The sequence below is a fragment of the Chloroflexota bacterium genome, assembly GCA_014360825.1.
Lineage (GTDB): Bacteria > Chloroflexota > Anaerolineae > UBA2200 > JACIWT01 > JACIWT01.
Window position 1 is genome coordinate 1 of record JACIWT010000011.1, and the last position, 13091, is coordinate 13091.

Here is a 13091-nt window from a genome sequence, read left to right on the forward strand (position 1 = left end):
CGCTCGGTCAGGATTTCCATCCAGTAGACCGCATTGGCGCCACCTGTGTTGACTCCTTCGCGGGCCTGATAGTCCGACCTGCCCAGCATTTTGCGCACGGCGTTCAGGGCCTTGGGGCGGGCGGTGAGCCAGGCGCTGGTGGGGTCATCGGCGTTCACCGGCGCGGCCTCAAACCCCAGCCTGCGGGTCAGGGCCATGACCTCTTCCAGGGTGCTGTCGTAGTCCAGGCCCTTGCCCCGCGCCTTCTTCTGCCAGTAGGTGTAGGGCACCGGGTAGCGCGTGGGCTGGCCCTTCTGCACCACGAAGACGCTGGTGCGATTGGTCGCCCCTTCAAACACCTGCAGGCTGCTCAGGTCGTCCACGTGCAGCACCCGCAGGGGAATGCCCTCACCCCCGGCCCCTCTCCCGCTAGCGGGAGAGGGGAGTGTGAAGCGGCGGAAGCCCTGGCCAGCGCCTGCGGTCTTCCACACGCTCTGGGTGATGACGAAGCCCAGTTTCCCACCCTCCTTCAGATAGCGGTCAATGGCTACATAAGCCATCAGCGTGGATATATCTTTCTTGCCCTTTCCCAGGATGGTGTCCATGCCCGAGTGGACAAACAATCCGTAATCCTGCCACAGAGGCGCGCTTTGTTCTCTGTATCCCTGGGGCAAACTCTCCCAGTTGATCCAGGGCGGATTGCCCACCACGTAGTCGAAGGGTTCCAGGAAGAGGGGCATGAAGGCGTTCTTGAGCACCCGCGCCCAGATGCTATCCAGCCCCCGGCGGTGCAGATCCGTCAGCCGCCCGTAGAGTTCCGCCAGCGCCGCCTCGCTTTCCGGATGGGCGGCCACGTCGGGCAGTTCCGCCCGGCAGCGCTGCAGGAAAGCCTCCGGGCTGAAGTCGCCCTTCACGTATTCCTCCAGGATGGCGGTCAGGCGGTCCATCTCCGGGCGGGAGTCAATCACCTCGGGCACGGGGAGTTCCCCTACTGCGGTGTCCAAGATGCGCCGGTTGTAGTCCGTCAATTCGCGCCCCCTAGACGGGGTCAGGATGCTATCGGCCAGATAGATGGGGATTTCCACCTCGCGGCGGCGGTAGGGCAGGAGATCGGCGATGGCCAGCAGGTAGTTCACCCGCGCCGCCAGCACCGCCAGTGGGTTGAGGTCAATCCCCACTACGCTGTTCAGGATGATCTCCAGCGTGTCCGCTTCGGCCAGGCCGGCCTCCTGGCAGTTGGCTTTGAGGCCGCGGATGGCCAGCACCAGGAAGGTGCCGGAGCCGCAGGCGGGATCCAGCAGGCGCTTGTTGGGTGTGGGGATGCGCTTGCCGGGTTTGGGTGGCAGGAAGAGCGGCTCGTTCAACTGGGTCAGGAGGCGCTCGGCCAGCCAGTCCGGGGTGTAGAACTCGCCCAGGTCGTGGCGGATCTCGCGCGGCAAAAGGTAGTGGTACAGTTTCTTGAGTAGGTCGCGGGCCGAGTGAGGGTCATCCTGCACGGTGGCGGGATTGTACTCCGCCAGGCGGCCCAGGGTATCGCGCAGCGCCTCCTCCACTTCATCGTCCCAGGCGCTCAGATACCAGGAGAAGAAATCGCCCTCCAGGAGGTTTTTCAGCCCCAGGGCGCGGAAGATGTCGCCTTCCTCCATCCCTTTCAGTTCGTGGCGTAACGCTTCGCCCTGGAGGTTGGCGATGGTGGTCAGCGGCGTGGTGCCGAGGGCCCCGCCGGCGTGCGCTTGTAGAACCAGCCGGGCGATGTTTTTGACCAGGAACGAGAAGTAGGTGTGGATGGCGAAGAACAGGCGCGGTGCGTCCACCTGGCCGGGCTTGAGCCCCATGCCCCGCGCGAACTCGTGCAACTCTCCCTTGTGCTTGAGTTTGCCTTCGGCGGCCTCGTAGCCGGCCACCTCGCCGAAGAAGAGGCGCCATTGGGCGTAGAGACTCGCGGGCAGGCCCTCGGCGTGGGCTTCCAGGGCATTGTAGAAGGCCCGCGTTACTCGCTGGCTGTAGATGTTCTGGCTGCCGAAGTCCTCCACCAGGTTGTCGGGGATCAGGGCGCGCCCCGAGGCCAAGGAAAAGAGGGAGCGCAGGAACCGCTCGGCCGAGGCGCGGTTGACCGCCAGCGGTTGTTCGGTGAGGTAGTGGCCCTCGTGGTAGCGGACGAAGATGACGTAGTGCCCGTCAATGACGGCACCCAACAGGCGGTCGCGGCCGTGGCGCTCTTTGCTCGCCAGTCCCGCGATGTAATCTTTGGTTTGCTGGACGGCGTGCCGGGTGTGGCCGTGGTCCAAGGAGTCGCGCAGGGAACCCGGCGGTTCGTACTCGATGACGAAGCGGTTGTACACGGCGTCGGCGCGCCCGGTGGCCAGGGTGTACTCCTGGCGGAAGGTTACGCTCACGCCCAGGTCGTCGGCAATGGCGGCGATGGCGTTGTTCATGGCGTGCTCGAACTCAGCTTCGTTGCGGGCCTCCCGAGCCGCTGTCTGGATACGCTGCGCGAACTCCGGGCTCACCCGGCGAATGTACTCGTATTGTTCGGTGATGGAACGTTCGCCCATCGCCCCTCCATTGATAACCCTATGGTAGGGGCACGGCAATGCCGCGCCCCTACGGTGCTACATACAACGCACTGGCCGTGGAGAACACGATCAACGCCTGGCCCGCGATGTAGGTCAGCCACACCACATCGCCCACCAGAGTCCAGACGTTGCCCCGGAAAAGTTCGTTGCCCAGGATGGTGTCGGAGACCAGGAATAGGATCGCCCCCAAGGCCAGGGGGATGAAGCGTGGCTCCTGCACGGCCAGGGCCACGGCCAGTCCAACCATTGCCGATAGGAGCAGGGCATAGCCCAGCGAGCCGTAATTCAGCACCGCCGGGGCCTGTGGGCCGCGGATCAGGGCCCACCAGGTGGCCAGGGCCACTATGAAAAGCGCGGCCAGCGAGAGGATTCGCGCCCGCCCGTCGGTCAGCCCCAGCGCCCCACCCAATCGCAGGTAGGCGGCGATGTAGAAGATGTGCCCCAGGCCGAAGGCCACCATGCCGTAGATAACCCGCTCCGGCATGGGGATGATCTCGGCGGCCATAATCAGGTCGCCCAGGAAGCCGCAGGCCATGCCCACTACGATGAGCGCGGTGTAGCCGGCCAGCGGCCTCACACCCGCGCCGGCCCGCCACCATATCACCGCGCACAACACGAGAATGAACGAGGAGGCCATGCGGTTGGGCAGCGGGATGCGGTTGGTGCGGGTCTCGTTGAGCGGCCCGAAGGCGAAGCCGAAGACGAGCAGCATCGCCCACGAGAATAGCAGCACGTACAGCAGCCCGCGATAGGGTTGAGGGATGAGGAATGGATACATGGTCACCTCCATTGGCCTGCGCTGGGCAGAGAGACTGCTTGTTAACACCTATTATAACGCAAGGCATTGGTGGCCGCAAGTACGACGGGGGTTTGTTTGCTGCACCACTCAGGCGATTGAAATCGCCCCTGGAGGGCACATCCGTGCCATCCGTCCACCTGCGTGGACGGGAACCTTCGGCGTCCTATTGTTCTCCAGCAGTTGCACTGCCGGCAGTAGAAGCCAACTCGCGGCAGTGCAACTGCCGCTGAACAATGGGGGGCACATCCGTGCCAGCCGTCCACCTGCGTGGACGGGAACCTTCAGCGTCCCCGTAGGGGGACGCCCGGCCCACGGGGTCCTGGAGGCGCGGTTTCAACCGCCAGGTATTGTTACTACGGGCACCCGGCTTTGTAACACCAACTATGCACCTCTTCCCCCGCCGCATTCCACAATATTGCCTTATCCCCATCGTCATTCCAAACATAGCCCTTCATCCAGAAGAGGTCAGTTGGCGGGTTAGATGGTTGAGCGTCCGCCCCGCTGTGCACTCGCACCCAAGATAAAGCCTCCAGTACAAAATCTGGTGGGAAGGTATACCACTGGTCTCCCTCCACAGACTGGATTTTCCAATCCTTCATCACCTGCGCGAATGGCCCCTCGTTGTAGATCTCCACGTATTCATCCCGTCCCTTGTATACGAGGTCTATGATGCGCAGCACGCCGTAGGGGGTGGGGGTCATCGTCGGCGTGGCTGTGCGGGTGGGCGTGTGGGTGGGGGTGGAGGTGCGGGTGGCCGTTTGAGTCGGCGTGGGAGTGTGGGTTCGGGTCGGGGTGATGGTCGGGGTCGAGGTCTCAGTGGGCAGGGGCGTGGCCACGCGATCCACTTTGATCAGCAGCGGTAGCCAGAGCCGGGGTATCCGATCCGCGTGAACGGTGTAGGTGATGCCGGTGGTCGTTACCGTTACCGTGCCGTAGATATCCGTTCGGTAGATAGTCGCTCCTGTCGCCTGCAGCCGATCCAACACCTCTTGGTGGGGATGCCCATCCCGGTTCCCGGCTCCCACGGAGATGATGGCCACCGCCGGCCCTACTGCGGTCAGGAAAGGCTCGGTCGAAGAGGTGCGGCTGCCATGATGCGCCACCTTCAGGATCTCGGCGTCCAGCCGCAGTCCCGAGGCGAGCATCGCCGTCTCCCCGGCCGCCTCTACATCGCCGGTCAGGAGGAAATCCACCGCCCCGTAGGAAGCGCGCAGGACGATGGAGTTGTTGTTGGTGTCCGCAGTGAGGGCAGAGGGATGGAGAACCGTGGTGGTCATCGCCGTGCCCCAGGTGAGGATGTCGCCGGTCCGCGCGATCACTGTTGGGATTGCGCAGGCGGCGACCAGGTCGAAGAAGTCCTGACAGGCTCGGGTGTCACAGTCCTCTCCGTTATGTACCACCTGTTGCACCGGGAACGTTCTGAGGATAGCGCTCAGTCCACCCACGTGATCCTGGTGGGCATGGGTCAGCACCACTACCTCGACATCCGTGATGCCGCGGGTCATCAGATAGTCGGCGATGACCGTTCCAGCGCTGACGGGACCGCCATCCACGAGGATATCCCAACCGTCCGGGGTGCGGACCCAGATCGCATCCCCCTGACCCACGTCGAAGAAGGTAACCGATGCTGGCGGACCAACTTGGTGTGGTGCGTTAGGCGACTGGGTCGGCGGCGAGGCCAGGACCCGGCCCACAACCGCCCATAATAGGCCGGCGAATAGGGCCAGTAACAGAAGCCGCGCCCGTTTGCCGTTCATCACGCTTTACCCTCCGGAGTCTGTGGGCCACGCTATACAATTCTCAGCCGATTTCTATGATGAACTGTTTCCTTATGCTTGGGCTGTAGTCTTCCTGGTCTTGGTTCTGACTAAGTTGTCTGGTGAAGGCTGGCCTACGGCTCTCAAGTCACCAGCACGCTATGTGAAACAGTTTCGAAGAAAAAGGAGCCGTCCCTTTTCTGGGAGCAGCCCCCGAACGAGCGTTGCAGCAACTTATGTGGACCCTGGCTTCAGCAAGATCGGCAGCCACAACTTGAGGCGCTGGTACGCGCCGAAATCTTTGAGCACTGTGACGCTGTCATCTCCGGTGTTGGAAACCATCACGTATTTGGTGACTGGGTTGGCGGCGATGCCCTGCCGGGGAGCCTGGCCGACGTTGAACGTGGCGACCCAATGGTTGATGTTGGCGTTGTACACATACACCTTATTGGTGGGGACCGTCGTCACCCAGACGTTGTTCGTGGCGGTGTCCACAGCAAGGGCGTAGAGGCCGTTGCCGATGTCAGGTGGGTCCACCAGGCGTTCCACGGTATCGGTGTTGCCGTCCATGATGATCAGTTTGCCGTAGGTGGAGGCGACGTAGACCTTATGAGACTGGGGTTGCACGCCGATGCCGTAGGGGCGCGGGGCGAAATTCGGGTCCAGCACGTTTTGGGCCAGGGGAATGGTCTTGACCAAGGTGTCCGTGTTGGCATTGATGACAGCGACGGTGCTACGATTGAAAGCGAATCCGCCGTAGTTGGACACATAGACCTTGTTTGCCGCCTCGTCCAACGCCAATCGCACCGGCTCGGTACCCACACTGATCTCTTTGATCACGCTAAGGGTGTTGCCATTGATGACCGTCACTGTACCACGCCCCGCATTGGCCACATAGACCTTATGGGTGGACGGGTTCACAATGATGCCCTGTGGCTGGCTCCCTGTCTCCAGGGCGATGGAATTGATGAAGTTCGGACCCGCGGTGTCGAAGACGGTGACCAAATCGGCGTCGGTGTTGGTAACGAAGAGGCGGCCGAGGCCGGGGTCCACCGCCAGTTCGTTGGGACTATGGTCCGCGCTGCCCCGGATACTGACGCGCCAGTTCTGGTTGCCATCAATGATGGCCAGGCTTTGGCTACCATTGTTGGCGACGTAGTATTTGTTCGTCGTCGTGTCCACCGCGACGCCGTAGGGTCGGAAGCCCACTGGCAATGTGTTCTCGACGTAGAATACGGGAGTGGGCGAGACAGTGGGCGTTGGGGTGATGGTGGGCGAGGGCTGGGTGGTGGGCGTCGGGGTGGGGCCAGAGCCTTCCAAGTCCATCCACACATCGTCAATGTAGGTGGTGCAAACGCCCTGGGCGTCTTCCACCAAGACCTCCACGAAGACCACGAGGCGGTCGGCCTGGGCGGTGGCGGTAACGCGCAGGAAACTCCATTCCTTGTCGCTCCAGTTCCAATCGCTCCACACCACCTGAATCGAATCGGGGTTGGCCACGCCACGGGGGTGGATGCCGATGCGCTTGGCCATCTTGTTGGGCTTCTGGGTGCCCGTCAGGCCATTCCAGGCGGTTTTGACCCATGCTTTGGCCCGATAGACCTCGCCAGCCTGGATGCGAACGCCAGGACCACCGCCCGGCAGGATGGTGGTGAGGGTGGTCTGGAAAATGCCTGCCCGGTAGGGGGTGCCTTCGCTCTCGATGGCCTGGGCGTACTGGCCGGCGAAAGCGTGGGTGGAGCGATAGAAGCGGGGAACAGGGCGATACTGGGCTCCCACATAGGGCACCCAGAACTCAGCGACCTCTCCATCGCCGTACATGTAATAAGAGCCCTCGAAATCCCCGTTCTGGACCAGGTTGATGCCTACCGGGGGGATTCCTTGGGCTGAAGTCGAGGTGTGCGCCTGAAGTAGTACCAGGCTCAGGGCGAGGAGAAGGATGGGGAACAGTCCTCTTTTCATGTCGTCTGTGCATCCTCCTTGTTTTGGATTTCTGGCCCGGCCTGGCCCAGTGGGGATGGGGGAGCAGTTTGGCATAATGCGGGCGGGGCGGCCGGATTAGTGAGCATTGTAGCACGGTTGGGGCAGGCTGTCAACTGCACAGCCAGTGCCACTCGTTACTCGCTGGTATGCCTTTGCGTTTGGTGCATTTTCATGGTAAAATAAAAATAAAGATGAGCCCCTGTAGCTCAGTGGACAGAGCAGTGGCCTTCTAAGCCATGTGTCGTGCGTTCGAATCGCACCAGGGGTGCTGAGATGCAGTTGACAGAGAGCACTTGCTTGCCGCCAAATGGTGCACCCTCATTCAGACCTTGGCGGCAAAGACGGAGCGATATGAGCGTTCGGTTCGCAGTCCGATGGATGATCGGGGTCCTTCTCCTCACCACCGCCTGTAGCAACATCCCCTTCTTGCGCCCTGCGCCCACACCCACTCCCGCGCCTACCCTCGAAAGCGCATTAGCCACCGCCAGCGACTTCCTTTCCGCCTGGGAGAGGTGGGACTACGAAGGCATGTATGATCTCCTCTCCCCCAGCGCGAAGGAGACTATCTCCCGCGAGCGCTTTGTCACCCGCTACCGTAACATCGCCCAGGAGGCTACTATCACCGCCGTCAAAACCCAGCGCGGGTCGGGCCAGGTGGACGGGGAGACGGCCACTGTCGCATTCCGCGTGCTTATGGAGACGCAATTAGTGGGTCAGATTGTGCTCGACAACAGCCTGCATCTCTCCTGGCGCGACTGGCACTGGGATGTGGACTGGACCCCCGCTGCTATCTTCCCCACCTTGAGCGGGGATAACTTGGTCCATCTCTTCCGCAACACCCCTGCCAGAGGAAGCATCTACGACCGCGACGGTTTGCCCTTGGCTACGTTAGGCAAGAAACTGGCGATCGGCGTAGTCCCCGGGCAGATCGAGGATGAGGCCCGCCTGGTAAACGAATTGGGCCGCATCTTTCGACTCACGCCAGACCAGGTGCGCGCCAAGTATGCCAGTGCTGGCCGGCCCGACTGGTTCATGCCCGTGGGCGAGTTGTGGCCTGAGCAATACGTGGTGGAGAGGGCGGTGCTCGATGGGTTAGCGGGCGTGGCGGTGCGGGAGTTGGACGTGCGCATCTACCCCAACGGCTCTTTGGCCGGACAAGTGATAGGCTATCTGGGCGAAATCCAGCCCGATGACTTGTCGGTGTTGGAGCCGAGGGGCTACCGCGCGGGCGACATCGTCGGCGCCGCAGGGCTGGAGCGTTCGGCAGAGGAGTATCTGGCTGGCGGGCACGGCGCGACGCTGGCTATTATCTCGCCGGAGGGCCAGATCGTGAACATCATCGCCCAGCGCCAAGCCACGCCTTCCAGTTCGGTCTACACTACGCTGGATACGAAACTCCAGCGTGCAGCCGAGGCTGCCCTGGCCGGGCGCAACGGGGCCATTGTGGCCTTGGACCCTCAGACCGGCGATGTGCTGGCCATGGCCTCGAGCCCTGGCTACGACCCCGGCAACCTCACTGCTGGGCTCACGGCCGAGCAGTGGGCCGCGCTGCTCAACGACCCCAACCATCCCCTCCTCAATCGAGCCACCCTGGGCCTATATCCACTGGGCTCGACTTTCAAGATTGTGACCATGGCTGCAGGCATGGAGGAATTGGGGCTGACGGCGGATTCACACTATTACTGTGCCGGGCAATGGGAACTGGGCGACGGCTGGCCGCGAGCCTGCTGGATCTGGGCCGAGGCCCACACTGGGCACGGCGACATCAACCTGTTCAACGGGCTGGTGCACTCCTGTAACACTGTCTTCTGGGAAGTGGGCAAGGCGCTCGACGCCCACGACCCGACGGCGCTGCCCCGTATGGCCCGCGCCTTCGGCCTGGGAGCGACTACCGGCATCCAATGGCTGGAAGAAGCGACTGGCTTGGTGCCCGACCCTGCCTGGGTGGATGCTAATACCCCACGCAGTTGGGCGGTGAGCGATGCGGTGAACTTGGCCATTGGGCAGGGGTACTTGCAGGTCACGCCATTGCAAGCAGCAAATTTGATCGCTGCAGTGGCCAACGGGGGGACGCTCTACACGCCGCGCTTGGTGCGTCGCATTGTTTCGCCGACGGGCGGCGAACAGATCTTCGAGCCACAGGTGATCCGTCAGTTGCCGGTGTCGCCAGGCAACCTGGAGGTGATTCGCCAGGCGCTGGTGGCTGTGGCGCAGCGGGGCACGGCACGGAATACCTTGGCGGGCTTCACCGTATCCACGGCGGGCAAGACGGGCACTGCCGAAGCGCCCCCGGGGGCAACTCACGCCTGGTTTCTTGGCTACGCCCCGGCCGAGAACCCGCAGATTGCGGTGGCCGTCGTGGTCGAGCACGGCGGCCAGGGCAACCTGGTAGCCGCCCCCATCTTCCGCCAAGTATTGGAGGCGTTCTTCGGGATGTAGGGGCGTCGCATGCTACGCCCCTACGGGTTGCGACCAGCAAATCGCCGTCTGGAGACGGCTACATATACGGAATTCGAAAAAGGGTTGGCGTGATTCAGAAGTGGACGTATAATACAATATAGCGTAAATTCTCGAGTTTGTGTCATGGCGCTGATTGGAGGAAGGAGGTGGGAAGATGGAAAAGTTCACCGCGGTTTTTGAACAAGAGGGAGAATGGTGGATTGGGTATGTGGAGGAATTGCCAGGTGCCAATACGCAAGGCCGAACCTTGGAGGAAGCGCGCGAGAACCTGAAAGAGGCCGTGCGTCTCGTCATTGAGGCCAACCGAGAGTTAGCGCGCCGCGAAACTGCGGGCAAAGGTGTTGTGCGAGAAGAGTTGATGGTGCCTGTGTAATGAAGCGCCGCGCCTTACTGAAGCATCTCAGACTGTACGGCTGTGAGTTGTTGCGCGAAGGTGAGAAGCATTCTGTGTATTGGAACCCAGCCAATAGAAGAACATCGTCGGTGCCACGACACACTGAGATTGTGGACAAACTTGCTCGTAAGATCTGCAAAGACCTCGGGATCCCGACACCCTAAGGATAGACTGCCGGAAACGAATGCCTGTGAACCCCCACCGACTCATAACTCTCACCCTCCTCATCCTCCTTCTCGCCATCGGCTGCCAGGCCAGCCCTGGGCCGACCGCCCTTCCCATCACGCTCACCGCTCCGGCGCCAGGCCCTTTCCCCTCGCTGACCCCAGCGCCCCGGGCGGCACGCTCATCGTCGGCCTGGATGCCCCGGTAGATAGCCTCGACCCAGCGGCCGCCTATGGCGCAACTTTGATGCAGCGCGGAGCACGTACTCCACTTGTCTAGGACAACCGGCTGCGCTATAATCCGGCTGTATCTCCTATAAGGGCCTGCGGATGGGGCAAGGCACTTATCCTTAAGTGGCTGAATTTTGTTTGGCGGACTGGCGGAGGGACAAAACGATGACAAACGCGTTGACTTATTTGGAGAAACTAATGCGTGAGACACAAAAATCCGAGGCTGAGGTGATGACTTTGGCCTTCCAGACTGGCCTACGGCAGTTATGGCGGGAGCGCATCTTGGGCCGCTACCTGCGCGGGGAGATCGCCCGTGATGAGGCCATCGAAGCCGTGGGCATTGATTGGGTGGAGTTAGCCGAACGCCAGCACAAAGCAATGATGGAGGACCTGGCGTGGGCACTGGGGAACTGAGTATCGCTGTAGCAGACGCTGGCCCGCTCATCCACCTGACCGAGATCGGCTGCCTGCCGCTCTTGCGTATCTTCGATGCTTTGCACATCCCAGACGCAGTGTGGTCGGAGACTGTCGAACAGGATCGCGTTCCACGGGATGATGTTCTAAAACTAAGCACTGTTCAGCGGCACACCTTGTCACAGTCAGAGGTCACGCGGTTCACACAGGAAAACAGTCTTGAGGATCTGCACGATGGCGAACGCGAATGCCTTTATCTTTGCCAGCAGATAGGTGTCTCCATTCTGTTAACCGATGACCTGGCTGTACGGGATGCCGCCAAGCGTCTGAATCTGACAGCAGTAGGCTCCTTGGGTATCGTGGTCCGGGCTTACCGATTGGGACACATCTCACTGGCCGATGCAGAACAGCACATCACGGATCTCTACGACGTGAGCAGTCTTTTTGCCACACGGACGATTGTGGAACTGGCGATCGAACAACTGCGCAAGCACTCTGGTCAAGGCTGATGTGACACCTGTGAATCCCCGTCACTTGATCCTTCCCATCTTGCTCCTCGCCATCGGCTGCCAGGCCAGCCCTGGGCCGACCGCCCTTCCCATCACACCCACCGCTCCGGCGCCGGGGCCTTTCCCCTCGCTGACCCCAGCGCCCCCGGGCGGCACGCTCATCGTCGGCCTGGATGCTGCAGTAGATAGCCTCGACCCAGCAGCCGCCTATGGTGCTGCCTCGCATATCGCCCGCTGCCTGTATGATACCCTGGTGGACGTGGACACCAAGGGGCGTATCCGGCCCGCACTGGCCACCTCCTGGGTGGTCTCACCCCAGGGCGATGCGTGGACCTTCACTATCCGCCCCGACGTGCACTTCCACGACGGCCATACCCTCACCGCCGCCGACGTGGCCCACACCTTCCGCCGGCTGACCGAGGACACCGAGCAGTATGGCTGGCCCGACCCGTTCGCCATCATCCGCAGCGTGCGCGCCATCGGCGATTCAACGGTGGTCTTCACCCTCACCCGACCCTGTGCCTCCTTCGCCGAGATCCTGGCGGACCCGCGAGCGGGCATCGTCCCTGCGGACAGCGGGGATTCGCTGGCTGAGCACCCAGTTGGCACAGGACCCTTCCGCTTCGCCGGTTGGGTGCGAGATGACTACGTGCGCCTGGTGCGCAACGAGGACTATTACCAGGGGCCCGGCGTCCCAGCACTGGCTGAGGTGATCTTCCGCATCCTGCCAAATGCGGAGGTGCGAGCGAAGGAACTGGAGCGCGGGGCGATAGACGTAGCCCTGGCTATCGCGCCTGAGCGGGTGCCAACTTTAGCCCAAAACGGCTTCGTTATCCGACCGGTGCCCCTGGGCGCGGTGGTCATGCTCGCCATAAACCATGCCCGACCGCCGTTCGACGACCCCCGTGTGCGCCAGGCCCTTTGCTATGCAGTAGACCGGGCCCTACTAGTCCGCGAGGCCGAGGGCGGCTACGGGTATCCGGTTGTCGGGCCGCTGCCACCGTCCAGCCCATTCTACCAGGACTTCGCTGCCCGCTATCCACCCGACCTCTGGAAAGCCAGGATGTTGCTGGCGGAGGCCCACGTCAATCTCAGGGTAAGCATCCTGGCGGCGCGGGCCTATCCTGCTCACGTCCGAGCAGCCCAGGTGGTAGCCTCACAACTGGGCCAGGTAGGTATCCAGGCCACCGTGCAGGAATTGGATTGGGCGACATTCTCCCGTCGAGTATTCGGCGACCGCGACTACGACCTGGCCCTGGTAGGTCACACGGCCCGCTTGGCCCCAGAGTCTATGCTTTGGCGCTACGCAAGCGACTCTCCGGACAATTATTCTGGGTACGGGAGTACCGATTACGATGCACTGGTCGCCAAGGCAGGGGCCCTGAATGACACCCTCGTGCGGGCTCAGGTCTATGAGGCCATGCAATCCCAACTACTGGACGACGCTGTGGCTGTTTTCCTGTACGCCCCGGCTCAGGTGACGGCCCATCGCGCCACCGTGCTGGGCTTGGAGGCAGGCCCGGTGGACGGCTACGACCTGCGAACGGTGCGATACGCCGAGCCACCCGCGCCCGAGACGCCCCCGCCTCCCATCACAGAGGTCCCATCGCCCTGGCCGACTAAAACGGAGGTTGCACCGCCAGTGCTAACGGAGACCATGCCACCGACGCCCCTCCCCACAGCGACAGCACCCGGATACCCTGTGGCGACGGGCACGATCACACCTGCCCTGCCCACCGCGCCCCCTGTACCGGGCGGCTATCCCGCCCCCGAGACGCCAGCCTACCCGCCGCCCTCGTCCGGGCAATGAGCAAGGGGAAAGTAA

Annotated in this window: 9 protein-coding genes and 1 tRNA gene; 6 read left to right on the forward strand and 4 right to left on the reverse strand. The window is 62.4% G+C overall.

What is annotated here, in order from left to right; genetic code table 11:
• From H5T64_08620 to H5T64_08635, 4 genes are all read right to left on the reverse strand, one after another.
• Window positions 1-2534, reverse strand: a 2534-nt coding sequence (locus tag H5T64_08620) for an N-6 DNA methylase (GenBank protein ID MBC7264407.1), incomplete at its 3' end; no start/stop codon positions are given.
• 49 nt (window positions 2535-2583) lie between these two features.
• A complete protein-coding gene (locus H5T64_08625; protein MBC7264408.1) occupies window positions 2584-3333 on the reverse strand; it encodes a lysoplasmalogenase in 750 nt (249 codons plus the stop codon).
• Window positions 3334-3707: 374 nt separating this feature from the next.
• Window positions 3708-5114 (reverse strand): MBL fold metallo-hydrolase, encoded by a 1407-nt coding sequence (locus H5T64_08630; protein MBC7264409.1) that lies wholly within the window; start codon window positions 5112-5114, stop codon window positions 3708-3710.
• 231 nt (window positions 5115-5345) lie between these two features.
• On the reverse strand, window positions 5346-7073 hold the full coding sequence (locus H5T64_08635) for a YncE family protein (protein ID MBC7264410.1): 1728 nt from the start codon (window positions 7071-7073) through the stop codon (window positions 5346-5348).
• 216 nt (window positions 7074-7289) lie between these two features.
• Between H5T64_08635 and H5T64_08640 the strand changes: the two genes are divergently transcribed.
• The 6 genes from H5T64_08640 (at window position 7290) to H5T64_08665 (ending at window position 13076) form a co-directional block, all read left to right on the forward strand.
• Window positions 7290-7362: transfer RNA gene (locus H5T64_08640), tRNA-Arg, on the forward strand.
• An 83-nt stretch (window positions 7363-7445) separates the two neighbouring features.
• Window positions 7446-9533, forward strand: a complete 2088-nt coding sequence (gene mrdA / locus H5T64_08645; protein ID MBC7264411.1) for a penicillin-binding protein 2 — start codon at window positions 7446-7448, stop codon at window positions 9531-9533.
• A gap of 175 nt (window positions 9534-9708) precedes the next feature.
• Window positions 9709-9927: a type II toxin-antitoxin system HicB family antitoxin gene (locus H5T64_08650; GenBank protein ID MBC7264412.1), complete on the forward strand. Its 219-nt coding sequence runs from the start codon at window positions 9709-9711 to the stop codon at window positions 9925-9927.
• A 581-nt stretch (window positions 9928-10508) separates the two neighbouring features.
• The gene (locus H5T64_08655) at window positions 10509-10757 is read left to right on the forward strand and encodes a hypothetical protein (protein ID MBC7264413.1); all 249 of its coding nucleotides are present in this window, start codon (window positions 10509-10511) and stop codon (window positions 10755-10757) included.
• On the forward strand, window positions 10739-11266 hold the full coding sequence (locus tag H5T64_08660; GenBank protein ID MBC7264414.1) for a nucleic acid-binding protein: 528 nt from the start codon (window positions 10739-10741) through the stop codon (window positions 11264-11266). The genes H5T64_08655 and H5T64_08660 overlap by 19 nt, the downstream gene beginning before the upstream one ends.
• A gap of 10 nt (window positions 11267-11276) precedes the next feature.
• Window positions 11277-13076 carry a hypothetical protein gene (locus tag H5T64_08665; protein ID MBC7264415.1) on the forward strand — a complete coding sequence of 600 codons (1800 nt, stop codon included), beginning with the start codon at window positions 11277-11279 and terminating at the stop codon, window positions 13074-13076.
• Window positions 13077-13091: the final 15 nt, after the last annotated feature.